The sequence below is a fragment of the Neisseria sp. P0020.S005 genome (genome assembly GCF_051957055.1).
Taxonomy (GTDB): Bacteria; Pseudomonadota; Gammaproteobacteria; order Burkholderiales; family Neisseriaceae; genus Neisseria; species Neisseria subflava_A.
This window is the reverse complement of sequence record NZ_JBQCWV010000011.1, coordinates 14,516-39,297: the sequence shown is the minus strand read 5'-3', so window position 1 is coordinate 39,297 and position 24,782 is coordinate 14,516. Positions and strand designations below refer to the sequence as shown.

The 24,782-nt window shown below is 48.2% G+C and carries 21 protein-coding genes and 3 tRNA genes; 11 read left to right on the top strand and 13 right to left on the bottom strand.

The annotated features are described in order from the left end of the window. Nucleotides 1-105 precede the first annotated feature (105 nt). The gene (gene grxB, locus ACTHTU_RS09280; RefSeq protein ID WP_440362377.1) at nt 106-741 is read left to right on the top strand and encodes a glutaredoxin 2; all 636 of its coding nucleotides are present in this window, start codon (nt 106-108) and stop codon (nt 739-741) included. A gap of 56 nt (nt 742-797) precedes the next feature. Here the strand turns inward: grxB and ACTHTU_RS09275 are convergent, their stop codons facing one another. From ACTHTU_RS09275 to ACTHTU_RS09265, 3 genes are read right to left on the bottom strand one after another with little or no spacing between them, the layout of a single operon-like run. Further along, nucleotides 798-1,316, bottom strand: coding sequence for a PqiC family protein (locus tag ACTHTU_RS09275; RefSeq protein WP_440362376.1), 519 nt, complete (start codon nt 1,314-1,316; stop codon nt 798-800). Continuing rightward, entirely contained in the window at nt 1,316-2,977 is a 1,662-nt protein-coding gene (pqiB, locus tag ACTHTU_RS09270) for an intermembrane transport protein PqiB (protein ID WP_440362375.1), read from the bottom strand. The genes ACTHTU_RS09275 and pqiB overlap by 1 nt, the downstream gene beginning before the upstream one ends. Further along, nucleotides 2,974-4,284, bottom strand: a complete 1,311-nt coding sequence (locus ACTHTU_RS09265; protein ID WP_440362374.1) for a PqiA/YebS family transporter subunit — start codon at nt 4,282-4,284, stop codon at nt 2,974-2,976. Before ACTHTU_RS09265 ends, pqiB begins: the two co-directional genes overlap by 4 nt. Nucleotides 4,285-4,686: 402 nt before the next feature. Here ACTHTU_RS09265 and ACTHTU_RS09260 point away from each other — a divergent pair, with 402 nt between their 5' ends. Beyond that, complete coding sequence (locus tag ACTHTU_RS09260) at nt 4,687-5,310, top strand: biliverdin-producing heme oxygenase (protein WP_440362373.1); 624 nt, start codon at nt 4,687-4,689, stop codon at nt 5,308-5,310. Between the two features lie 120 nt (nt 5,311-5,430). On the opposite strand, the gene ACTHTU_RS09255 is transcribed toward ACTHTU_RS09260, so the two are convergent. Then, nucleotides 5,431-6,972, bottom strand: coding sequence for a surface lipoprotein assembly modifier (locus ACTHTU_RS09255; RefSeq protein WP_070711795.1), 1,542 nt, complete (start codon nt 6,970-6,972; stop codon nt 5,431-5,433). 367 nt (nt 6,973-7,339) lie between these two features. On the opposite strand from ACTHTU_RS09255, the gene ACTHTU_RS09250 reads away from it, so the two are divergent. Then, nucleotides 7,340-8,335 (top strand): Slam-dependent surface lipoprotein, encoded by a 996-nt coding sequence (locus tag ACTHTU_RS09250; protein WP_070711791.1) that lies wholly within the window; start codon nt 7,340-7,342, stop codon nt 8,333-8,335. Nucleotides 8,336-8,388: 53 nt separating this feature from the next. Beyond that, entirely contained in the window at nt 8,389-10,806 is a 2,418-nt protein-coding gene (locus ACTHTU_RS09245; protein ID WP_070461969.1) for a TonB-dependent hemoglobin/transferrin/lactoferrin family receptor, read from the top strand. A gap of 209 nt (nt 10,807-11,015) precedes the next feature. Here ACTHTU_RS09245 and mnmC read toward each other — a convergent pair whose 3' ends face one another. After that, nucleotides 11,016-12,626 carry an FAD-dependent 5-carboxymethylaminomethyl-2-thiouridine(34) oxidoreductase MnmC gene (gene mnmC / locus ACTHTU_RS09240; protein WP_440362372.1) on the bottom strand — a complete coding sequence of 537 codons (1,611 nt, stop codon included), beginning with the start codon at nt 12,624-12,626 and terminating at the stop codon, nt 11,016-11,018. Between the two features lie 125 nt (nt 12,627-12,751). On the opposite strand from mnmC, the gene ACTHTU_RS09235 reads away from it, so the two are divergent. Next, nucleotides 12,752-13,342, top strand: coding sequence for a tyrosine-protein phosphatase (locus ACTHTU_RS09235; protein ID WP_285071001.1), 591 nt, complete (start codon nt 12,752-12,754; stop codon nt 13,340-13,342). A 74-nt stretch (nt 13,343-13,416) separates the two neighbouring features. Here ACTHTU_RS09235 and cysE read toward each other — a convergent pair whose 3' ends face one another. Next, nucleotides 13,417-14,235: a serine O-acetyltransferase gene (cysE, locus tag ACTHTU_RS09230; RefSeq protein ID WP_070583842.1), complete on the bottom strand. Its 819-nt coding sequence runs from the start codon at nt 14,233-14,235 to the stop codon at nt 13,417-13,419. Nucleotides 14,236-14,385: 150 nt separating this feature from the next. On the opposite strand from cysE, the gene grpE reads away from it, so the two are divergent. Then, nucleotides 14,386-14,946, top strand: coding sequence for a nucleotide exchange factor GrpE (gene grpE, locus ACTHTU_RS09225; protein WP_003747507.1), 561 nt, complete (start codon nt 14,386-14,388; stop codon nt 14,944-14,946). A 304-nt stretch (nt 14,947-15,250) separates the two neighbouring features. Beyond that, complete coding sequence (dnaK, locus tag ACTHTU_RS09220; protein ID WP_440362371.1) at nt 15,251-17,179, top strand: molecular chaperone DnaK; 1,929 nt, start codon at nt 15,251-15,253, stop codon at nt 17,177-17,179. Between the two features lie 172 nt (nt 17,180-17,351). Here the strand turns inward: dnaK and ACTHTU_RS09215 are convergent, their stop codons facing one another. From ACTHTU_RS09215 to ACTHTU_RS09195, 5 genes are all read right to left on the bottom strand, one after another. Further along, the gene (locus ACTHTU_RS09215; RefSeq protein ID WP_440362370.1) at nt 17,352-17,627 is read right to left on the bottom strand and encodes a hypothetical protein; all 276 of its coding nucleotides are present in this window, start codon (nt 17,625-17,627) and stop codon (nt 17,352-17,354) included. Nucleotides 17,628-17,666: 39 nt separating this feature from the next. Next, nucleotides 17,667-17,960 (bottom strand): hypothetical protein, encoded by a 294-nt coding sequence (locus ACTHTU_RS09210; protein ID WP_070583845.1) that lies wholly within the window; start codon nt 17,958-17,960, stop codon nt 17,667-17,669. An 80-nt stretch (nt 17,961-18,040) separates the two neighbouring features. Continuing rightward, nucleotides 18,041-18,295 carry a hypothetical protein gene (locus tag ACTHTU_RS09205; RefSeq protein ID WP_440362369.1) on the bottom strand — a complete coding sequence of 85 codons (255 nt, stop codon included), beginning with the start codon at nt 18,293-18,295 and terminating at the stop codon, nt 18,041-18,043. A 277-nt stretch (nt 18,296-18,572) separates the two neighbouring features. Further along, the gene (locus ACTHTU_RS09200) at nt 18,573-19,913 is read right to left on the bottom strand and encodes a DUF2868 domain-containing protein (RefSeq protein ID WP_440362368.1); all 1,341 of its coding nucleotides are present in this window, start codon (nt 19,911-19,913) and stop codon (nt 18,573-18,575) included. Nucleotides 19,914-20,076: 163 nt separating this feature from the next. After that, a tRNA-Leu gene (locus ACTHTU_RS09195) sits at nt 20,077-20,161 on the bottom strand. Between the two features lie 161 nt (nt 20,162-20,322). Between ACTHTU_RS09195 and ACTHTU_RS09190 the strand changes: the two genes are divergently transcribed. The 4 genes from ACTHTU_RS09190 to ACTHTU_RS09175 all read left to right on the top strand — a co-directional run bounded on the left by ACTHTU_RS09190 (nt 20,323) and on the right by ACTHTU_RS09175 (nt 21,884). Beyond that, on the top strand, nt 20,323-20,988 hold the full coding sequence (locus tag ACTHTU_RS09190) for a hypothetical protein (RefSeq protein WP_440362367.1): 666 nt from the start codon (nt 20,323-20,325) through the stop codon (nt 20,986-20,988). Beyond that, a complete protein-coding gene (ribA, locus tag ACTHTU_RS09185; RefSeq protein WP_063068903.1) occupies nt 20,981-21,574 on the top strand; it encodes a GTP cyclohydrolase II in 594 nt (197 codons plus the stop codon). The genes ACTHTU_RS09190 and ribA overlap by 8 nt, the downstream gene beginning before the upstream one ends. Before the next feature lie 125 nt (nt 21,575-21,699). Beyond that, nucleotides 21,700-21,775 (top strand) — tRNA-Val (locus ACTHTU_RS09180). Nucleotides 21,776-21,807: 32 nt separating this feature from the next. Beyond that, a tRNA-Asp gene (locus ACTHTU_RS09175) sits at nt 21,808-21,884 on the top strand. 190 nt (nt 21,885-22,074) lie between these two features. Here ACTHTU_RS09175 and parE read toward each other — a convergent pair. Both parE and ACTHTU_RS09165 read right to left on the bottom strand, forming a co-directional pair. After that, nucleotides 22,075-24,066: a DNA topoisomerase IV subunit B gene (gene parE, locus ACTHTU_RS09170; RefSeq protein WP_440362366.1), complete on the bottom strand. Its 1,992-nt coding sequence runs from the start codon at nt 24,064-24,066 to the stop codon at nt 22,075-22,077. Nucleotides 24,067-24,134: 68 nt separating this feature from the next. Continuing rightward, nucleotides 24,135-24,671 carry an RNA pyrophosphohydrolase gene (locus tag ACTHTU_RS09165; protein WP_004520487.1) on the bottom strand — a complete coding sequence of 179 codons (537 nt, stop codon included), beginning with the start codon at nt 24,669-24,671 and terminating at the stop codon, nt 24,135-24,137. Nucleotides 24,672-24,782: the final 111 nt, after the last annotated feature.

Genomic DNA, 24,782 nt, shown 5'->3' with positions numbered 1-24,782 from the left:
CACGTTATCAGATATGGTTTCCAAAGATATTTGGCAGGATAATCCTTTTGCGTGAGGCATTCAGACGGCCTTTGCCCAATCAAACCCATTTTCGGAGGATTTTTAATGAAACTGTATATTTACGACCATTGCCCGTTTTGTGTTCGTGCGCGGATGATTTTCGGCTTGCGTGATGTGGCGGTGGAAGAGGTTGTCTTGGCAAATGATGACGAAGCCATGCCGATTGGCATGATTGGCTCAAAACAAGTGCCGATTTTGCAAAAAGAAGACGGTTCGTTTATGGGCGAAAGTTTGGATATTGTCCGCTATATCGATCAAGGCCGTCTGAAAGAAGAGGTTCGTCCAGAAGTGCAGGCTTGGTTGGACAAAGTGGGCGAATACAATAATAAATTGGTACAGCCGCGCATGGTCAAAATCGGCCTGCCCGAATTTGAGACCGATGAAGCGAAAAAATACTTTATCGACAAAAAAGAGAAAAGTATCGGAAATTTCGAGACTAATCTGAACAAAACGGCGCAATATCTGGAGCGTCTGCATCAAGACTTGGCAGAACTGGAAGCGCTGGTGTGCGAAGGCGAGGGCTTGGGTGGAGAAATTAGTTTGGAAGATATCCTGACGTTCCCTATTTTGCGTAACCTGACCGTTGTGCGCGGTATCCAATGGCCGCAAAATTTGATGGATTATTTGTTGGCAATGAGCGAGCGTTCCGGCGTGGCTCTGTATTTTGACCGTGCGTTGTAATGAATGTTTGAAACATGAAAAAGGCCGTCTGAAAGTTTTTCAGACGGCCTTTGGGTTTAATAGGTAATCGTTTCGGCAACCTGTGACAAACCGTTTTCCAACGATTCGAGCATGGCGGCATAGCCGTCGCCTTGTTGCGGCGTAATGGCGTTAAACGGTTTGCTGCGTCCGTCCGGCCATTGTGCATATCCGCTGATGGTGGTCTGCCCCTGATAGCTACCTTGGAAGGCTTCGATATAGACTTTCAGGGTTTGGCTGCTTTGGCTGCGTGAAGCAGGCACGAAGGTGCGATGCGGATTGAGGCGGTTGAGCTTGTTGCTGAGGTTTGCTGTCAACGCGCCATCGAGCGGAGCCGCCCAAAGGTGGTTTTTTGCCAAATTGACATGATAGGCATCGGTTTGGTAAACGAGGCCGCCGTTGGTAAGCGGTTCGGCAAGGTTGACTTTGACCGCGATTTCGTTGCCATGCGCAACAGGTCGGATGTACTGGCTGTCGGGTAGGACGAAATATTGTGTGCTTTGTGCGGTGCCGCAGGCGGCAAGCGTCAGGGCGGCTGCAATCGGGAAGAGGCGCATTATCGGCTTCCTTTCGGGATAGGGTCTTTGCTGCTGCTGTTGAAAATCAGCGCGTTGGGTTTTTCTTTCAAAGTATTAATCACGGGTTGAACGTCTTTTAAGGTTTTGTCCAAACTTTGCAGCGTATTTTGTACGTCGCCATAGATAGGCGATTGAGGCGATACGCCTTGCAGGGTTTGACGCAATTCTTTCAGGGTTTGGTTCAGCTCGTTCGGAATGTTTTGTGTCTGCGGTTTGCCGACCAGTTTGTCGATGGAGCTTAGGGCGGCATTGGCAGATTTGAGTGTAGACTTGAGCTCGGTAAGCGAACCGTTCAAGCCGGCAACGGTTTTATCCAATGGCAGGTTATTGAACTTGTCTAACAAGTTGGCCACTTTTGCCTGCAAATCGTCCAAACCGCCGCCTTGGGTTGCGATAACGGTATCGCCTGCATAAACGGTATGCGGTCGCAGCTTAGGCGAGGCGGAAGGCTGATCGTTCAACTCAATCATTTTGCTTCCGGTCAACAGGTTGTTGCTGGAGATGGTGGCAGTCAGGCCTTTGTTTAAGGCCGTCTGAAATTGTTGTTTCCAATGTTCTTTGCTTTGCTCGTCGGCATTGATTTCCAAACGGGAAGGCTCGATGCGGATACGTACGGGAATCCAACCGTTTTCAAACAAATGCAGGCTGTCGTTGCGGTCGAAATAAGGGACATCGGAAACCACGCCGACATTCAGGCCTTTGTATTCGACAGGCGAACCGGCAGTCAGGCCGCGTACGGATTGTTTGAAAAACGCAGTGTAATACAGCGAGCGGTCGTCAGGCAGGTTGGCGACTTCGCTGCGGCTGTCATAAAGCGTGAAGTTGTCTTCGCTTTTGACGTTCTTGCTGTCGCTTGTTTTAGGAGAGTCAAAGGAAATCGCGCCGGACAGCAGGGCAGGCAGAGGGGCGGAATTGAGTTTGACACCGCTGCCTGTGGTTTCGATATTAATGCCGCTTTCCAGCCAAAAACGGCTGGCGGAATTAATCAGTTTGTCGTTGGGGCTTTGGATGAAGATGGTGTAATGCACGCTTTGGTCAGACGGGTCGAAATGCGCGCTTTCTACTTGGCCGACCATAAAGTTTTCATATAAAACCGGGCTGCTGACGTTGAGGATACGGTCATTTTTGCCGATCAAATTCAGGCGCAGGCCGCTTTGACCGATAGCGGCAATCGGAGGAATATCTTGGACGACAAATACATCTTTGGTTTCTTGGCTTTTACCCGGTGTAAATGCAATATATGAGCCGGAAAGCAAGGTTCCCAAGCCGGTAACGCCGCTTTGGTCGATACGCGGTTTGACCACCCAAAATTGGGTATCACTGCGGATAAGGTCTTTGGCGTCGGCACTGAGTTGGGCAGTAACTTCCACGCCTTTTTGGTCGTCGCGCAATTTGATGCGGGTAACGTGTCCGACATCGACGTTTAACACTTTAATAATGGTGTTGTTGACTTCGATGCCTTCGGCGCTGTCCATCAACAGCGTAACGACAGGGCCGCGGTTGCGGATGTCTTTAATCAAAAGCCAGCCGCCAGCAATCAGTGCAATCAGCGGAATCAGCCACACGACAGACGTGAAGACATTGGTTTTCTTGACACGCGCTGGGGCGTGATAATTGGGTGAAGAATCGTGTTTTTTCATTGTGTTAAGGTCTGGTCAGAATCAAGGCCGTCTGAAAGCTGCTGTTGCTTGTCCCAAATCAGACGGGGATCGAAATAATAGGCCGAAAGCATGGTCAAAATAACGACCAGGCAGAAGTAAATCGCCGCACCACCCGGCACGACGCGCGCCATATTGGTGTGGAACGAACTCATCAAAATAATAATCACAAAAATATCAATCATCGACCAGCGGCCGATGGATTCGGTAATCCGATACAAAACCGACATTTTGTCCGCGCTCATCACAGGTTTAAAGTATGCGGAATAAATCAAAACCGCCATCGCAATAATCTTCAAAACCGGCACCATAATACTGGCACTAAAGATAATCACGGCAATCAATCGGTCGCCGTCGTCCCACATATAAACAATGCCGTTGAAAATCGTATTGATCTCCAAAGCCGTCGGGTTGGACGAAATCATAATCGGCAGGATGTTGGCAGGGAAATACAGGATAAACGCCGCGACTAAAAACGCCAGCGAAATGCTCAGGCTTTTCGGGCGGCGACGGTATAAGTCCGCACCGCAAACGCCGCAAGGCTGCTCGTCTTTATCGCGGAAATACAGGCAGCGGCTGCAACAGATTTTGTCTTCAGTGGCCGTCTGAACCGCATGGCCGCCGGTTAAACGGTGAATCTTATAATAAACCCAATGCTGCGGAATCGATACCGAAGTCCGAATCAGCATGACCGACAACGGAAACATCAGATAAAACGCCGAGCCGAACTCTACTGTAGCAACGGACGAGAGCTTGATATACGCCACCAAAGTGGAAATAAAAAACACATCCACCATAATCCAATGGCGCAGCCGTACTAATACGCGCGTTGCAAAGCGCAGCGCAGGGTAGGCTCTTTCGCGTATCAAGGCAGTATAAACATAAAGGCAGAGCAGCAAAAACAGTAAGGGCGCGCCGAAGGTGAGGATAAACATCACTTCCGCCAGAAAACCGTAATCCAGCGAAATCAAAAGCCGCATCATTTGCGGCAACGACAAAATCGATGTCACGCCGAACAAATCCACGCGGATATACACCATATTGTACGCGAACGCCATTAGAATCAAGGTTGTCAGCGCATAGGCAATTGGCGCGATATACGGATTGTTTTCCACCTCCACAATTTCATGGTTGCACACCGGACAATGCGCTTCCTGTCCCTGACGCAGGCGCGGAATATCCATACGGCAGCCGCAATCCGGGCATTCCACCGTATGTGCAGGCAGCGTCGCATCAGGAAGATAAGACTTGTAGCGCCACCAGCGATGGTAGGCAGGAATCCGTTTCATGGTTCGGCAGGGGATAAAGAAGGTGCAAAGAGTGTCGCATTATAAAGGAAAACAGAAGGATAGCCCAAATTTAGGTTGATATTGGATTGAATGGCGGTTGCTTAATAAGGTTTGGGCCGTCTGAAAAGTTTGAAAAAACTTCAGAAGGTTATTGCTATGGGCTGTTAAATTTTATTAATAGGTCTTAGTTTGGTTTATTTCCATTAGGATAAAAATAATATATATTCTTATTCCTTAAAACACGATGAGCCTTGTAAATTTGTGGAAGGTACGCGGTCAACGAATCTGAAGCAGGTTAAAAGTTATCTTCTTTGTTTTTAAAACGATTCTTTTTAAATTAGACGGTATTTTTAACCATAAAGGCCGTCTGAAATCATTTGTCCCTTATTTGAAGGAAACATCATGAGTGAGACCCAAGAACTGACTTTCGCCAAACACTTGAAAGAGCAAACCACGACAACGCACGACAGCGTTGATAACTTGGTTATGTCCGTTCAGCCTTTTTCCAGCAAAGACAACTACATCAAATTCTTGAAACTTCAATCTGTTTTCCATAAGGCCGTCGACCACATCTATAAAGATGCCGAATTGAACAAAGCCATTCCAGAGCTTGAATACATGGCGCGTTACGACGCCGTGACTCAAGACTTGAAAGACTTGGGCGAAGAGCCTTACAAATTTGACAAAGAATTGCCACACGAAACCGGTAATAAAGCCATCGGCTGGCTGTATTGTGCCGAAGGTTCTAATTTGGGCGCGGCATTCTTGTTCAAACACGCTCAAAAACTCGAATACACCGGCGAATTTGGCGCACGCCACCTGGCTCCTCATCCGAACGGCCGCGGCAAACACTGGCGCGCTTTTGTCGAGCATCTGAATGCTTTGAACTTGACTCCGGAAGCTGAAGCGGAAGCCATTCAAGGCGCGCGCGAAGCTTTTGAATTCTATAAAGTGATTCTGCGTGAAACCTTCGGTTTGCCGGAAGGTGCGGAAGCACCTGAAGGTATGACACCGCACAGACTCTAAAAAATAATTAAATCAAACAGACAAGGTCTCGGCGTAGATGTTTGCAGAGACCTTTAATTACACTACAAAGTTTTGTTTGAACGGGTTGCTGTCTTATACCTACTCAGATTTGATTCTCTTTTAAAAATTCCATTCACCACCTAATGACCATTGATGAATATTACGCATTGCATAGGGTGCATTGCTACGGGTGTGACTATAACTATAATTCAAAGTAGGGGTAATGCCTTTATAAGATAATTTGTTGTGACTAAGATTGATAGAGAGCGCGCGCTCCCGATTGCGTTGCGGCTCCGTGCCGAATGCCATAATGCCTTTATAGCGACGGTTGGCAAATGAAGCGGTAAGTCTGCTGTTAAGCCCACCTAAAACCTGCCATTGCTGTATCCAACCTATATTGAAACCGTTGCGGTGGTAGGCTGCATTGTTCTCAATATTGTGTATGTTTTTGTTTTCAGGAACAAAGCGGTTGTATTGCCAACCGCCGAACAGAGTCGTGTTGCCAAAACGGCGAGCCAGGGAAAGATAAGTACTGTCGTGCCAACCATCATTGCGCAGTGCACGATCAGTTTCCCGATAGTTTTGGCGGTAGCGTTCCAGTGAGTAGTAAAGTTGAGTCGCATTGCCGAGATTGACCATATGCGAAAGTTGTACGCCAACTCCGTGAGCCAGCATATAAGGTGCAACGCGGCGGTTATTTTCTTTTTTGCTGTCAAACTCGCTGCTGCCTGCCAACTGTGCCTGATAAAACGGTAAAACGCTGACGGTTTGTTTGCCGTCCTTGCGTTGCCAGCCCAAATAAGCCCTGCCGAACGCATCGTCGTAAGCCGATTGGCGGTCGAAAAAATAGCTTGTGCCGCTGAGGTTGGCGCGGAATTTGATGGCGTGATGCCCATACAATGGGGTAAGTTTTTCGGTGTTCAATTCGTAATTCAAGCCGTTGGCACTGACAGGTAGGGTAACACTGCATGCGTTTTGCCCCTTTGTTTCGATGCAATAACGCGGAGCAGCGTTGTTGGCATTATCGTTATGCACAGGGCTAATTCCGCCAGACCATTTCCATTCTGTCTGCCGTTTGACGGCTTCTTGAAAACGTTTGACATTTTCCAAAACGGGGGTGGGTATATCGCGTTGCGCGGCATGGCGAAAATGCATCGTTGCCTCACCCAAGCGATAGTCCTGAAACTCTGCTGCTGCCAAATCCAACAATATACGGTCGTCTGAAACGTCAGATTCATAAAGGGTACGATAACGTTCGACCGCTTCGGAAGTCCGTCCTTTCAGCTTTGCCAGCAAAGCATCGGTACGCGCAATCAGTTTGGGATTGTGGTTGGGCTGTTTACGGTAAAGGGCGACAAGCGAGGAAACTAGGTCTGCGCTATTGCTGTTAAGTGCTTGAACCAGTGCGTCTTCAAGAATATGCGGGTTTGCCGCTAAAAAATCATCGTTAACCAGAGTTGGCCTGCCTATATTCTCATTCTTTTCAGGCGACCTTTCCTCCTCAGATAGAATATCTAACCATTGTTTCTGTTGTACTTGTACAGCAGTATTCTGAGAAGAAATATTCTGCCGAACACCCTCTTCGGGAAATTCAGCAAAGGCTGCTGACGGCAATAGGTAGCACAAAGAAGCTGAGACAATTTTTTGTTTTATTTTTAGCATTTAAAGTCATCCGAAATATATGTATATCTGAGGGCAAATCGTTTCTAATAAGGGATTTGCTCTTATCATAAAACTGCCTGAAACATCTCAGGTGATTTTATTTTTGCATAAAAAATACAGATTCGTATTTAGATTTATCATTATAACGGCAAATTTACGAAATAAATATAACTTATTTATTTTTATAGGATTATAAATTACGTAAATATATTTAACAGAGAGGGGATAGCATAAAGATTCACCCTAACTACTGATAGAAAAAATATTGGTATTGCTAAAATAAAATATTTGTTACACAATATTGCATATTATTAGTAATACTTATCATTATTGTATCTGAGAAGCTTGTATTTTAGAGAGATTGGTTATGAAAATTAATGTATTTATAGTGCCTATTGCAACTACCTTTATTTTGACTGCATGTGCAGGTGGAGGTGCATCTGAACCCAAAGTTCCCGTTGCTATTCCGACAGCGCAACCTATTGCCAATGTTAAGCTGAGCGATGAAAGCAATGCAGTAAAGACCATTAATACCCTTTCCGGTAAAGGCGGCAGTCTGCGTGAAGCGGAACTCGAAGTGAAAACATCATGGGGCTACAGCTATACCGATAAACAATATGTCTATCAAACCCCTTCTGGTAACTATTACAATATTAGTTCATATTCTGATCCGATTGTCCCATCATATTCCAGCCCGTCTTATGCCCTTCGTACACGCCATGAAGGACAACCTTTATCTGAAGGTGGCAAACTGTTTGTCTGTTGCAGTAGTTCGGGACAATTCACCTATGCACCGGCAACCAAACAGGACCACCTCAAATTCGGCGCATGGATAAATGCAGACGGCACGGCAGACCTGTTTATCGGCGGCAAACCCGTCGGAACGGCGAAACCGTCTTATTACACTCCGTCAGACAGTACAGTGGCAAAAGGCAAGACTACATACGAAGTTTGGGCTGTCCGCGTCCGCAACGGCAATATCGTTACCTCAACCTACGATCCGGGCAAATCCTCCGGGTCGTCTGAAAAAAACACGCCCAAACTTTCATTGCTGACAGCCAATTTCAACACCAACAAACTCGGCGGCACGATTTTAGGTAATGCTGATTACGGTCCGGACGTTGTGATGAAAGATGTAGGCATCAACGGCGTTGATTTCTCAGGCACTGCCGAATCCGATGGTAAAAACGGCAAAGTCGAAGGGAAATTCTTTGGTCAATTTAACGGCGATAAAACAGAAGTCAGTATAGGCGGTAAAGTTACCTTTGATGCCGATAAATCGTTGGATACCGTGTTCGGCGGCGTGAAGAATGATGACGACCGCAATACGACGGATACAAGTTTGACACCTGTCAGCAAGTAACCGCACATCAAGCATTCCATAATAGATAATCAATATATATTAAGAGGCAAAAAATGTCCTTCCATTTTAAACCTGTACTGCTGGCAGCTATTGTCAGCCAAACTTTCCCTGCCTTAGCGGCCGATCCTATTCCTCAAGCTTATCAGGAGTTGAATGAAGTCAAAGTCATTGGCGGCCGCAAAGTACAAAAACTCGGTGAAGAGAAAATCCGCCGTCAGGTTTTGGATAAACAAATGGTCTCCGATGAAAGCGACTTGGTGCGTTACGATCCGGGCATCAGCGTCGTTGAAGGCGGACGTTCCGGTTCCAACGGCTTTACCATACGCGGTGTCGATAAAGACCGCGTTGCCATCAACGTGGACGGACTGGCACAAGCAGAAAGCAGGTCGTCTGAAGCGTTTCAAGAGTTGTTCGGTGCATACGGCAACTTCAATGCAAACCGCAACACTTCCGAACCCGAAAACTTTTCGGAAGTAACCCTTAACAAAGGCGCGGACTCGCTTAAATCCGGCAGCGGCGCATTGGGCGGTGCCGTCAACTACAAAACCAAATCCGCAAGCGACTATGTTTCCGAAGAAAAACCCTACCACTTAGGCATTAAAGGCGGCTATATCGGACGCAACAGCCAAAAATTCAGCAGCATAACCGCCGCAGGAACCTGGTTGGGTCTGGACGCATTGATGGTCTACACCCGCCGTTTCGGTAAAGAAACCAAAAACAACAGCGACGCTGCCGATACCGTCATCACTGACAACAAACAAAGCTGGAGTCCGAATGCTGGTATGACCAACTACGGCAGCCGCGGTGTAGCGCGCAGCAAACCTGACCCTCAAGACTGGGAAAACAAAAGCACCCTGTTCAAACTGGGTTACAACTTCAACGATAAAAACCGTATCGGCTGGATTTACGAAGATTCACGCACCGACCGCACGACGATTGAATTGTCCAATATGTGGGCGGCAGACTGGAAAGGCGACGCACTGGGCGACACCCGTTCCCGTCAAGATATTTCCTACCGCAAACGCATCGGTTTCGAATACAAAAACCAACTTGACAAAGGACCATGGGACAACCTCAACCTGCGTTACGACCGTCAAACCATCGACATGAGCACTTGGACCTGGGACTTGCCGACGGATTATGGCCGTAACGGTGTCAACAGCGACGTGTACCATATGTTCCGCAACATCCGTCAAAAAAATACCCAATTCGGTGCCGATGCCGAAAAACAAATCGACTTCTCCAAATCGGTATGGGCAATGCAATACGGATTAGGTGGCTCCAAAAACGATAACGGTAATAGCGACCATAGCTATTGGGTACGCCTATATGACCCGAAATACCAAACGTCCAACAACCAAGAATTGACTATGCTGGTCGAAAGCTCGTCCAAAAACCGTTTTGCCTACTGGAACAACACCTTCCAATTCGGCGACAGCAGCCAATACCGCCTCAATGCCGGGGTTCGCTACGACAACAGCAGCAGCAAAGCCAAGGACAACCCCAACTATACCCCTGCCATCCGCGGTCAAATCCCCTATCTTGGCAGCGAGCGTAAACACAGCGGTTTCAGCTACGGTTTAGGATTAGACTGGAAATTCACGCCGCGTCTGAATCTTTTGGCAAAATATAGCACTGGCTTCCGCGCGCCGACTTCAGACGAAACCTGGCTATTGTTCCCGCATCCTGACTTCTACCTTAAAGCAAACCCTAACCTTAAGGCAGAAACCGCCAAAAACTTCGAACTGGGACTTGCCGGCAGTGGCAAAGCCGGAAACTTTAAACTCTCCGGCTTCCAAACCCGCTACCGCAACTTTATCGAACTGACCTACATGGGCGTGTCCTCAGACAACCCCAACAGCCCTAATTATGCACCGATTTCCGACGGTACCGCATTGGTCAGCTCACCCGTTTGGCAAAACCAAAACCGTTCCTCCGCATGGGTGAAAGGTTTGGAATTTAACGGCACATGGAACCTTGACAGCATCGGTTTGCCGCAAGGCACGCACGCAGGTGTTAATGTCAGCTACATCAAAGGCAAAGCCAAACAAACCAACGGACAGGAAACCCCGATTAACGCCCTTTCCCCGTGGTCTGCCGTTTACAATTTGGGCTACGATGCTCCCTCCAAACGCTGGGGTATCAATGCGTACCTGACACACACCGCAGCTAAAAAACCGTCTGACACCGTTCACAGCAGTGATGATTTGAACAACCCATGGCCATTTGCCAAGCACAGCAAAGCCTATACGCTTTTCGACCTGACAGGCTACGTCAACTTGGGCAAATACTTCACCCTGCGCGCCGGTGCGTACAACATCGGCAACAAAAAATACTATACTTGGGAATCGCTGCGCAGCATCCGCGAATTTGGTACAGTTAATCGTGTTGATAATAAGACACATGCAGGTATAGAGCGTTTCTCTTCACCAGGAAGAAGTTACAACTTTACACTTGAAGCTAAGTTCTAAGGTAATTAGAACAGAAAGGAAGGTTGGTACAGCTACAGCACCACCAACGGGGTTGACCGCGATGGCAAAGGCTTAGACCGCTATCGCGCCCCAGGCCGCAATTACGCTGTATCGCTGGAATGGAAATTCTAAGCAGTTAACGGATAGCTAAAGGCCGTCTGAAAGTTTTGATGACTTTCAGACGGCCTTTTTTATTTAAAACGAAAATTTTAAACGGATAACAACGGCTGCTGCCGAACAATCGCGCGGATGATGGCGCGGTTGGGGTGCAGCGCGGTTCTCAGCCTTTGTGATAGAGGATGCGGTAAGCCGAGTATTTCAGCAGCAATGGCGGCGGCGCAGATGGGGGCTGTTGCCAGGCCGCGCGTGCTGTGTGCCGTATTGATGTAGGCATTGGGCAGGTAAGGGCAGGGGATACTGTCGAGGCGGTAGTTTTTGTCCAATGCCAGCTTGGCGTAGGCGGACTGCATGGCGGCGATGTCGCCGAGTGCGCCGACAACGGGCAAGTGGTCGGGGCTGTCGCAACGCAGGGCGGCATGGCCTTGTGTGTCTTGAAGGCCGTCTGGAAACGAATCTTGCTCAAATAGGGATTGTGCCAATGGGGGATTGAGCTGTTGCAGAGCGGCGCGGTTTTCGGTTTCTTCGTGCGGATACCAAGTTTCATCGTTGCTATTGAGGACAAATGTCGCGCCGTAGCAGTGGCGGCCTTGCCAGCTCGGACTGATGTAGCTTTCGCCGGAAATGGCGCAACGCAGTTTTTGTGAAAACGGGCTGGCGGACACAACACCGGTTTGACCGCGGATTTGGCGGAAAGGCAGGGCGGAGACGTTGGTGTCGGCGGCAGTCGGGCTGTGCGCGCCCATACAGTAAACGATATGGCTGGCATTGAAATGCGCGTCCGGCGTGTGTACCGTCCATTGTGTACCGTCATGCGATACGGCGGTCAGCGGCGAGTGTTCGTGCAACTCAATCAGCGGATGATTCAATAAGGCATGCACGACAGTGGGCGGATTCAGCCATACGCCTTGCGGCCAGTAAAGGCCGTCTGAAAATACGTCTATGCCTGCAATGTGCGCAGCCTCTTCGGCAGATACACTGCGGTAGAGGTGTTTATGCTGGTGTTGCAAACCCAAGGCTTGATTGCGTTTGCGTTCGCTGTCGTCAAAATTCAAATGCAATACGCCGTCGCCGCCCCATACGTCGGAATCAGGCAGCAAGTCTTCCAACAATCGGCGCGTGTAGCCGTAGCCTGTCAGCAGCAGCTCGGTTTGTTCGGTATCGTGTGGCGAGATTTTGGCGTAGAGCAAGCCTTGGCGGTTGCCGCTGCCTGCCTGCGCCGCTTTGCTTGCCTCCAAAACCGTAACGCGTACGCCGTGCTCCGCCAGTTTGCGCGCGGTTGCCGCGCCGGCAATGCCTGCGCCGATAATCAGGACGTGTTCGGGCGCGGCTTGATGTTTAGGCCGTCTGAACCAAGGTTTTAGGGGAGTTGGTGCGGATTGGGGTATGGCTTCGGTTTGCCATTCTATATGATGGAAATGTTCATGTAAGCGGTCGGCGCGGTGTGGCGGAACCAGCCAGAGATGCACATCAGGCAATAGGTTTTCTAAAACATTGACGCTGTTGAACTGAAGGCATTTCACGGCTTGAGGGAGACGGTTGTTCAGACGGCCTTCAAGCTCGGAGGGATGATTTGACAGCGGAAAATTGGGAATATGGTTTTCAGGCAGGCAGACAATCAAATAAAGCGGCGCGGTATGTTGTTCGATGGCGCGGCAAAGGGCAGCAAGGGAAGGCGTGGTGTTCCAAGCAAGGCAGGTCATGATGAAAGGCCGTCTGAAAAAAGAGGCTTTATTGTAACGCGGTTTGCGCGGATAGAATATCCGAACGGGTTTTGATAGAATCGCATGATATTTTGATTTCCAATTGATTTTCATACAGGAATTTTATGCGCCGTCTTTTATTGTGCCTTCTCGCTTCCGGCTTGCCCATCGCTTGCTCGTCCGCGCCGCCGGATAACGGCAACAAAGCCGTTCAGTCCGCACGTTGGGCAACGCCCGTCAAACACGATGCCAACCTTTATCGTATCGACGACAAGCTTTATCGCAGCGAGCAGCCTGTTGCCGAAGATGGCGAAGCCATTGTCAAGCTGGGCATTCAAAGCGTGATCAACCTGCGCTTTTTCGACCGCAACGATGACGACCATTTGAAAGAGCATGGTTTGACCTTGCTAAACCGTCCGTTGCTGTCATGGAGCATTAAGCCGAAAGAGATTGCGGAAATCTTATACCTGATTGAAAAACAACAGCAAAACGGCGCGGTACTTATCCATTGTTATCACGGCGCGGACCGTACCGGTTTGATTGCCGGAATGTACCGCATTATTTATCAAGGCTGGTCGGTGGAGGAGGCAAAAGCCGAAATGCAACATGGTCCTTACGGTTATCACAGCATTTGGAAAAACATTGCCAACCTGTTTACCGAAGAGAAAGTCAAGCAGGTTAAAATGCACTTGGAAGCCTTGCGCAAACGCGATTAATACCAAGATTTAAATCATAAAAGGCCGTCTGAAAGATTTGTTTTTTCAGACGGCCATTTTTAATGGCAGATTGCTTAAATCACAAAATCCGTAGATGATAATTGAATGCTTTGATCCATATCGGCAGATGGGGTTTTGGACGAGCGGCCAACCGGTTTGGCGGGTACGCCGACAACGGTAATCGAAGACGGTACGTCGGCAACCACCACGCTGCCTGCGCCGATTTTGGCATTTTCGCCGATGCGGATGTTGCCCAGAATCGAAGCATTCGCACCAATCATCACGCCATTGCCGATTTTCGGGTGGCGGTCGCCGCTTTCTTTGCCCGAACCGCCCAGCGTTACGCCGTGGAGGATGGAAATATTGTTGCCCAAGACGGCGGTTTCGCCGGCCACAAAACCGGTGGCATGGTCGAGCATCAAACCGTGACCGAAACGGGCGGCTGGGTGAATGTCAACACCGAAGACTTCCGACATGCGGTTTTGCAGGAAATACGCCAGCGTTTTACGGCCGTTTTGATAGAGCCAGTGGTTGATGCGGTGTGCCTGTACGGCGTGGAAGCCTTTGAAATACAACAGCGGCAGCGAATATTCATCACAAGCCGGATCGCGTTCATAAATGGCTTTCAAGTCGGCCTCGACACATTTGCTGATACGGGTATCCACGCTCAAAGCCTGCTGATAAATTTCAAACAGCGCGCGCACGTCCATAATCGGGCTGCCGAGCTTGCTGGAAAGATGGTAGGCAAGTACCGAATCGAGCGAATCGTGGCGCAACACGGTTTGATGTAGGAAGCTTGCCAGCATCGGTTCGGCTGCGGCGGCCGCTTCGGTTTCTTCGCGAATGGTGTGCCACAGATTAAAATCGGTTGAATTCAAATGGTCTTTTTTCATATTCGAGGCCGTCTGAAGAATAAAATCAGATGGCTATCTTACCGTTTTCCAACGTCTTTTAACAAGGCATTTGATAATCGGTATTCAAATGCTTGAAGTTTTTTCAGACGGCCTTATATATGAAACATCGAATATCAACACGCTAAAAGGATGTCAGAAATGACGGAGCATAACGAACAACATCAACACGAAGCAGAAGAAGCGGCAGCCGTAGAAACTGCCGAAACCGTTGAAACCGAACAAGCAGAACCGACTTACGAAGAGCTTCAGGCGCGTGTCGCCGAGTTGGAAGGCCAGCTCAAAGACAGCGAATTGCGCGGTTTGGCAAACGAGCAAAACCTGCGCCGCCGCCATCAGCAGGAAATCGCCGATACCCATAAATTCGCCGGACAAAAATTTGCAGCAGAAATGTTGCCGGTTAAAGATTATCTCGAAATGGCGCTGCTGGACCAAAGCGGCAATTTCGATGCGCTGAAAATGGGCGTGCAAATGACTTTGAACGAGCTGCAAAAAGCATTTGATGCCACACACATTAAAGAAATCAACCCGCAGCCGGGCGACAAACTCGATCCGCACCAACATCAAGCGATGCAGGCAGTCGTCAGCGAGCAAGAGCCGAATACCATCGTCAGCGTGATGAAAAAAGGCTATACATTGGCCGACCGCGTGCTGCGTCCTGCGATGGTTGTCGTGGCGAAAAAAGAAGATTGAAGGCACCGCTTGATAAAGTTTATCAAGCATAAAATCTTCAGACGGCCTTATCCGGTTTCAAAACCCGATATTCCGCTATTGGAAAATCATTCCGATAAACCGGAATCGGAAAATTAAAACCGGCCGTCTGAGAAAAGAATAAACGGCTTGTGGATAAATAAATCAAGTACTTGAATTTAATTTAAAAAAAAATTCAAATTAAGCCTTGAAAAAAAATGAAGCAACCTTATTTACAAGCCATCGGAACGAAATGTTCCACAGGATTATTAATTTAGAAAAGTTTATTTATTAGGAGCAACATAATATGGCAAAAGTAATCGGTATTGACTTAGGTACAACCAACTCTTGTTTGGCCATTTCTGAAAACGGTCAAACCAAAGTGATCGAAAATGCAGAAGGTGCACGCACCACTCCTTCCGTTATCGCTTATTTGGACGGCGGCGAAATCCTCGTTGGCGCGCCTGCCAAACGCCAAGCGGTAACCAACGCTAAAAACACTATTTACGCCGCCAAACGTTTGATCGGCCACAAATTTGAAGACAAAGAAGTTCAACGCGACATCGAATCTATGCCTTTCGAAATTATCAAAGCCAACAACGGCGATGCATGGGTGAAAGCACAAGGCAAAGAGCTGTCTCCTCCTCAAATTTCCGCAGAAGTTTTGCGTAAAATGAAAGAGGCTGCCGAAGCTTACTTGGGCGAGAAAGTCACCGAAGCCGTGATTACCGTTCCGGCCTACTTCAACGACAGCCAACGTCAAGCGACTAAAGACGCAGGCCGTATCGCAGGTTTGGAAGTAAAACGTATCATCAACGAACCAACCGCAGCCGCTTTGGCATTCGGTATGGACAAAGGCGACAACAAAGACCGCAAAGTAGCCGTATATGACTTGGGTGGCGGTACTTTCGATATCTCCATCATCGAAATCGCCAACCTCGACGGCGACAAACAATTTGAAGTATTGGCTACCAACGGCGATACTTTCTTGGGCGGTGAAGACTTCGACCAACGCTTGATCGACTACATCATTGACGAGTTCAAAAAAGAACAAGGCATTGATTTGAAACAAGACGTAATGGCTCTGCAACGTCTGAAAGAAGCTGCTGAAAAAGCCAAAATCGAATTGTCCAGCGGTCAGCAAACTGAAATCAACCTGCCATACATCACTATGGACGCAACCGGTCCTAAACACTTGGCCATGAAAATTACCCGTGCCAAATTTGAAAGCCTGGTTGAAGATTTGATCCAACGTTCTATTGAGCCTTGTAAAATCGCATTGAAAGATGCCGGCTTGAGCACCAGCGACATCGACGACGTGATTTTGGTCGGCGGTCAAAGCCGTATGCCGAAAGTACAAGAAGCCGTTAAAGCCTTCTTCGGTAAAGAGCCTCGTAAAGACGTGAACCCTGACGAAGCTGTTGCCGTAGGTGCAGCGATTCAAGGCGAAGTATTGAGCGGCGGCCGTAGCGACGTATTGTTGCTGGACGTGACTCCTCTGTCTTTGGGTATCGAAACCATGGGCGGCGTGATGACCAAGCTGATTCAAAAGAACACTACTATTCCGACTAAAGCGTCTCAAGTGTTCTCTACTGCCGAAGACAACCAAAGCGCAGTGACCATCCATGTGCTGCAAGGCGAACGCGAACGTGCTTCTGCCAACAAATCTTTGGGTCAGTTCAACTTGACCGACATCGCACCTGCACCACGAGGTATGCCACAAATTGAAGTTACTTTCGATATCGACGCCAACGGTATCTTGCACGTTTCTGCCAAAGACAAAGGCACCGGCAAAGCCGCAAACATCACCATCCAAGGTTCTTCAGGTTTGAGCGAAGAAGAAATCGAACGCATGGTGAAAGATGCCGAAGCCAATGCTGAAGAAGATAAAAAACTGACTGAATTGGTCGCTTCCCGCAACCAAGCTGAAGCTCTGATTCACTCTGTGAAAAAATCTCTGGCTGACTACGGCGACAAACTCAACGCTGCCGAGAAAGAAAAAATCGAAGCTGCGTTGAAAGAAGCTGAAGAAGTAGTTAAAGGCGACGACAAAGCCGCTATCGATGCCAAAGCCGAGGCTTTGGGCGCAGCCAGCCAAAAATTGGGCGAAATGGTTTACGCGCAAGCGCAAGCCGAAGCACAAGCAGGTGAGGGCGCACAAGCCGAGTCTTCTGCTAAGAAAGACGACGACATCGTAGATGCCGACTTTGAAGAAGTAAAAGACGACAAAAAATAATTGATGCCGTCTGAAAAAAGCGCGAATCGAAAGGTTCGCGCTTTTTATTTGAATTATTCATAGTAAAAGGTCATCTGAAAGCTTTTCAGACGACCTTGGTTTTAGAAATTTTGACAGACAGGAAAAAGATATAACCCATTGAAAAGAAAAGGTTGGGCTAATCTGTTTGTACCTATTCTGGAAGCGATTTTTTCTTTTTGGATTTTATGTATTTCAAGAACATCAGCTCAACCAGGGTACACATAATTAACACTTCGACCCAGTCGGGAAGAAAACGGTCTACTCCAAAGAAATACTTCGGATTGATGATAAGGCTTAAAATCAAGTTCGCAAGGAGAACAGTAAAGCTGGCCGCAAAGCACATAATCAGCAATGCCTTCCAGTATTGTTTGCTGAAACTTGCGAGCAACTTCAGGTTTTTCTTATAATTTTCCCAAAAACTTTTCATGCCCTTATCCTTCTTATAAAGTTTGGGATTGTTCCGTATTTAATTTGAAGAAGAATCTTTCGAAGAAGCATCTTTCTGTTTGTACTGAATATATTTCAGGAATGTCCATATCATCAAGCTTACTGCGACGAGGCTTTCGATAATTTCTGAAAGGAAATATTCTTCCCCTAAAAAATATTTCGGATTGATCACATAGAGACTCAAGATAGTGTTCACCCCGATGACAATAAAGTTTACAGCGAAGCTGATGACCAGTAGGACCTTCCAATATTTTTTGGCAAAAGTTGCGAGCAACTGCAAGTTTTTCTTATAATTTTCCCAAAAATTTTTCATGCCGTTATCCTTCAGTATTGTTGATAAAGAATCCGTATCCCGTAAATATTTTCGGGATACGGAGTTTGATCGGCAATGATTTAATAGCCAAACGATCTTCTGGCGACAAACGAACCTAATCTGCCTCCTAAAACTCTACCTACGTTGGCTCCGATAGCACCACCGGCAGCCATACCGCCCGGTCCCGCAATCGCGCCTAACGCCATTCCGGTAAAGCCGCCGGCAAAAGCACCTGCTCCGGCACCAACCCAGCGGCCGGCTCCTGAAACCGCGCTTCGACTGAGATTAAAACCGCCGGAAACTTGTTGTAAATCATCCATGTTTAGTGTTTGCATATTAGCACTCCAAAATGAAAAATGGGGTGAAAAGAGAATAGCAAGCGTTTTCATCCGTTTGCTGTTGTATTGACAGTGCAAGTATGTAGTAGTTTTTTTTTTTTTTTGAAATTATTTTTTAAGTTATGTTAAAAAATGAAAACATAACGGATAGTCAAGAAATGATTAAATTTAAATTGGTTATATCATCAAGACAGCAAGACAATATTAAAAACAAGCTTCCAAGTTGCGATAAAAGGTCGTCTGAAAACTTTTCAGACGGCCTTCGGTTTATCTGTCAAATAGCGCTTTGCCGTTTTTCTTGTGCCAAACGGGTCGGCTCCAGCCAGGCAATGTTTCTCTCTGCCAGCGCATCGCGCCAATAATCCAGTTTGGTATCCAAATCTTCAGAGAAACTGTCTTGATTCAAAAGCTGAATGATAACGCCGCCGTCCGTAGCTTCGGCCAAGCGGCTGATTTGACGCAAAATGCCGCGGTCGGGAACAGTTTGCGTGCGTACGCCGATGAGAAGTTGCGCCGGAGTTTGTTTCAATTCGGCTTCTAATTGTTCCAAATCTTTTCTGCCGGCGGCCACGCCTTTGTCTATCCATTCTTGAGCCAAAACGCCGGAAAACCAAAGCGGCTCAGGCCATTCCGTTTCCAGTGTAACAGCCCATTTAGGCGCATTATTCAGCGTAATTTTAGATGAAACGGGAACGATGTTTTCCTGAAAATCATCGGCATCAACAATCTTCGTTTGCCATGTGCGGAGAATGTTTTGATAGTAGGGCTGATTCAAATCCAAACGTTCGTGCAGGGTTTTTAAAGTAATCTTGCAAGCCAGCCAAGCAAGCAAGCGCGGCAGAATGCCATAGCAGATAATACTGCCGATGAGTAAACCCGCCCAAGCGCGTGCATCTTCGATATGATTGTTCAGACGGCCTGCAATTACTGCCTGACTGTCGGGGACAGGAAAGCCCAAACGTTCCGGCAGCCATGACAAAGCCTCAACCGTTTTCACCAATGCCGTATTGCTTAAAAGCGTACTTTCCCAGTTGAACGTATATTGACGCACCAAAAGCAGCAGCAAAACAGAAACCAACATTCCCGACAGCGTACAAAGCCACAGACTGTGTGAGGTTGCGCCAATCAGCCAACGCGTTTGCGGTTTGCGCCATTCGTCCATATAAAGCCGCAAAATTGCCTGATTGACCGGGTCTTTACCTCGGAACCAAGTTGTCGGACTGCTGATAAAGTGCATATTTTTCAAACGCAGGAATAAAGTCGCCAGCCACACCAGCAGCATGACTGTATTCATGCCCAAAATCCCGGCCAATACCAGAAAAAAGTTCAGCCCCTGATTGTCCATCAACAGATAAGTACTGGAAAAACCAACCGTAAACAACAACGTCGCCGCAACAATCCAAAGCCAAAACGAGCCTGTCTCCACCTGTTGCAACACATATTTCAAATGCTGGTCGCGGTCAATAATTTGGGCACGGCGTATCAGTTTTTCCTCATTGCCGCCGTCAATATGTCGCAACGCTTCCGTCGCCTGCATAGGATCTCCCGGAAAAATATAGGCACGTTCTTCAAGGATACGGACCAATTCGACAAGTTTTTGCGATGGATTCAACATAAATGATAGGCCGTCTGAAAGATAAAATGGGAACGTCTGTTATATCCCCAAATAAACCCCTTTTTTGCAAAGGTCAAAAAATTAAAAGCAGTTTTGATTTTGAATAGGGTATATAGTGGAATAGATGTAAAAAAAGCAGCCCGAAAGCTGCTCATTTTGAGTGTGGTGCGGACGGAGAGACTCGAACTCTCACACCTCTCGGCGCCAGAACCTAAATCTGGTGCGTCTACCAATTTCGCCACGTCCGCACTAATTTGAACCGTGGATTATACACAAGATTAATGGGAGCGCAAAGTCTTGTTTGCTTGAATTTTTCGGTTTATCCCTTATATAATGGTTTATTCCGGCCGTCTGAAAGCAGGGTTTGTTTTCAGACGGCCTCAACTTTACTATTGGTGAGGAAGGGCAGATGCCTGCTTTATTGATTAAAGATTTTTTGCAGACGCAAGGTTTGAAATTGCCTGCGGATGAGATACATGTTGCTTATTTGACTGCCCAGGCTGTGATTAAAATGGGCAATGCTTCGGTTGAGCGTTCGATTTTGTGGCCGTCTGAAGACAGTTGGCAGTTGGCGGATTATGTTGATGCCGAACATGAATTGTTGTTGAAACAGATTTTTATGGCTTTGGATTCGGTTGCCGAGCGTACTGAGCATTTGAAAAGCGCAGCGGTTTATACAGCGTTTCCGAAAGATGGCGCGTTGTCGCTGGTTCGTCTGAGCCGTTGGGGCGTGCCGTTGGAAAATGTGATTCCAATCGACGAGCAAGCCGGACAGGCTTTTTTGGCTGTGCGTACAGCTCAAAGCGGCTGGATGAATGTTTGTCAGAATGTGGCGTATTGGCAGGAAATTGGTGAATTGTCGAACGAACGCAATCATTCCGGTTTGAGTCAGATTTCTGTTCCTGTCTGTATGCCCAGCGGTGCGGTTTTGGGTGTGGTGCATGCCGAGTTTGATGTCAAAGACGGCGCGCCCGATGAAGTATTGGTGGCTTGGATTGCCCTTGCCTTGGCCTTGGCAGAACCTTTGAAAAACCTCTTGGGCGTAGCTGAAAACGAGGAAGCGGAAAATGAGTAACGCGTTGAAGTTTGTCGCGTCATGCCGTTTGCCTACGGAATGGGGCGAATTTACCATGCACGGCTTCGAAGAAGAGGGCGGGCAGGAACATGTCGCATTGACTATGGGCGATGTTTCAGACGGCCTGCCTGTGTTGTCGCGTATTCATTCCGAGTGCTTGACCGGCGATGCTTTATTTTCGGTGAAATGTGATTGCGGCCCTCAGCTTCAAGCGGCGATGCAGGCCGTTCAGAAAGAAGGGCGTGGCGTTATCGTATATTTGCGCCAAGAAGGCAGGGGCATTGGTTTGATAAACAAAATCCGTGCTTATCGTCTGCAAGATCAAGGTTTGGATACGGTTGAGGCCAATGTAGCGCTCGGCCTTCCTGTTGATGCGCGCGACTTTACTTTGGCCAAGCAGATTTATGATTATCTGCATATTCGCGAGGTCAAGTTGTTGACCAATAATCCTGAAAAAATCCAAACATTGAAAGATTCCGGTATTAATGTGGTCGAACGGATTGCATTGCATGTCGGCGAAAATGTGGAAAATGAACGCTATCTGCATACTAAAGCGGACAAATTGGGGCATTTGATTTTTGATTGATGGAACGGTATAACGGTAATTTTTGCGGTTAAATAAAATATTCTATATTCTTTCAATGGGATATATTTTTGTTTAAATAAAAACCTTGCGCGTAGCCTGATTTTTTGATTTAATGTCGGCTTATCGGGTGATTAGCTCAGTTGGTAGAGCGTCTGCCTTACAAGCAGAATGTCGGCGGTTCGACTCCGTCATCACCCACCAAGTTTTCTTTCATTGTCTTTGACAGTGGATGCGCGGTGGTAGCTCAGTTGGTTAGAGTACCGGCCTGTCACGCCGGGGGTCGCGGGTTCGAGCCCCGTCCGCCGCGCCATTATTTAAAAAGCACTGATAATATCAGTGTTTTTTTATTTGTTTTAAAAACTCAATCAAGCTGCAAAAATAGAAATAGGTAAGTAACGGGGTATGGAAATACTGTTTAACCTTAAATTCTGATGATTTTGAAAAAGGCCGTCTGAAACTTTAATAGTTTCAGACGGCCTTTAGTCTATTGAAACAATAGATTAAATATCCAATTCTACCGTATCGCCTTCTTTTTCCATCCATGCGCGGCGGGCGGCGGCTTCGCCTTTGCCCATCAGTTTAACGAAGATATCGCGTGTTTCGTCATCTGCACCTTCTGGGATTTGCACCTGCAACAGACGGCGGGTGTCGGGGTGCATGGTGGTGTCTTTGAGCTGGTCGGGGTTCATCTCGCCCAAGCCTTTGAAACGGCTGATGGAATAAGCAGTTTCTTTAACGCCTTCTTTTTGAAGTCGCTCCAAAATGCTGTCGAGTTCGTTTTGGTCGAGGGCGTAGAATTTGCGGGCGGGTTTGCTCTTACCTTGTGCGTTGACATCGACGCGGAACAGTGGCGGCTGGGCGACGTAGATATGTCCGTTGGCAACCAGTTTTTGGAAGTGGCGGTAGAACAGGGTCAACAGCAAAACTTGAATATGCGAGCCGTCCACGTCGGCATCGGATAGGATGGCGATTTTGCCGTAGCGCAGGCCGCTTAAATCGGGATTGTCGTTGATGCCGTGCGGATCGACACCGATGGCGACGGAAATATCATGGATTTCGGCGTTACCGAAGAGTTGGTCTGGGTGGACTTCAAAGCTGTTAAGCACTTTACCGCGCAAGGGCAGGATGGCCTGCGTGGCTTTGTCGCGGGCAAGTTTGGCTGAGCCGCCGGCGGAATCGCCTTCGACGAGGAAAAGTTCGTTTTCGCGGATATCTTCACTTTCGCAGTCGGTCAGCTTACCGGGCAGGACGGCGACGCCGCTGCCTTTTTTCTTTTCAATCTTTTTAACCGAACGCATCCGTGCTTGTGCCTGACGGATAGCGAGTTCGGCGATTTTTTTGCCGAAGTCCACGTTTTGGTTCAGCCACAATTCCAAAGGGTCGCCCGATACGGTAGCAACGAGTTTCAGTGCATCGCGGTTGGTCAGCTTGTCTTTGGTTTGACCTTGGAACTGAGGGTCGAGGACACGGGCGGAGAGGACGAAGGCGGTTTTGCTGAAAACGTCGTCGCTTTGTACTTTCACTCCGCGAGGCAAGAGATTGTGCAGATTGATGAAGTTGTTGACTGCGTTGAACACGGCTTGTTTCAAGCCTGCTTCATGTGTGCCGCCCAGTGGGGTGGGGATGAGGTTGACATAGCTTTCGTTGGCGCATGAGCCTTCTTCCAGCCAAGTCAAGGCAAATGCGGCACCTTCGCCAATGCTGAAATCGCCGTTGTGGCCGTCTGAAATGTAGTTTTCACAAGAGAAGATAGGCACGGCTTCTTGCGCGTCGGCAATGAGGTCGGTCAGATAGCTTTTCAAGCCGTCCGGGTAGTGCCAAGTTTGGGTGTGTGCTTCGTCTTCGCCTTCGCCTTTGACCGGACGAGTCAGGGAAACGCGTACGCCCGGCAGTAAGACTGCTTTGGCGCGCAACAGGCGTTCGAGTTCGGGAATGCTGTAATTCGGGCTTTCAAAATATTTGCCGTCCGGCCACACGCGCACTTCGGTGCCGCTGTCTTTGACGGCGCATTTGCCCACTTCAGTCAATGGCTCAATGACGTCGCCACCGGAAAAGACGATGCGGTGGACTTTGCCTTCGCGTTTGACCGTTACTTCAAGGCGGGTAGAAAGGGCATTAGTAACAGATACGCCGACACCGTGCAGACCGCCTGAAAAGGCATAGGCGCTGCCGCCGTCTTTTTTGTTGAACTTGCCGCCTGCGTGCAGACGGGTGAACACGAGTTCGACTACGGGTACGCCTTCTTCAGGGTGCAGGCCGACGGGAATGCCGCGGCCGTTATCACGCACGGAAAGCGAACCGTCTTCATGAATTTGTACGTCAATTTCAGTAGCGAAACCACCCAACGCCTCGTCCGCCGCGTTATCAATCACTTCCTGACAGATATGGGTCGGGCTGTCGGTACGAGTGTACATGCCGGGACGTTCTTTGACCGGCTCCAAGCCTTTGAGGACGGTAATGCTGGATTCGCTGTATTGATTGTTTTTAGCCATAGGAATAATGTAAAGGCCGTCTGAAAGGATGAAAAACAACGCTTTCAGACGGCCTGAAAGCGTTTGGGTTATAGGTTTTCTATTGGATTGCGACGGATAAAGTCTTCATAGCTTTCTATGCCGCGCAAGAAACGGGAGAGTTCGGTCAATGCGTCTAAATACACGCCGCGCTTGAAGTCGATGACTTCGTCAACCGGCGCCCAGTATTGGTGCCAGCGCCAGCCGTCGAATTCAGGATGGTGGCAGGCGCGGAGGTTGACGTCGCTGTCGCGGCCGACCAAACGCAAAAGATACCAAATCTGTTTTTGTCCGCGATACGAACCGCGCCATTCGCGGCGCACCCAGTGGCTGGGAACGTCATAACGCAACCAGTCGCGCGTACGGCCAACGATTTTGATGTGTTGCGGCAACAGGCCGACTTCTTCGTACAATTCGCGGTACATGGCGGTCTCAGGACTTTCGCCCGGCTTGATGCCGCCTTGCGGAAACTGCCATGAATGTTCGCGTACGCGTTTGCCCCAAAAGACTTCGTTACGTTCGTTAATCAGGATAATACCGACATTGGGGCGATAGCCTTCTCTGTCTAACACGGTGTCGCCCTTCATTAAATTCAATCGTGCAATTTTCCCACAAATTGGGCGGTTTTGACAAATCTTGAGGCCGTCTGAATAAGCCCACAGTTTTTTCCAGACGGCATGAAACCGTTTCAGAAAAAA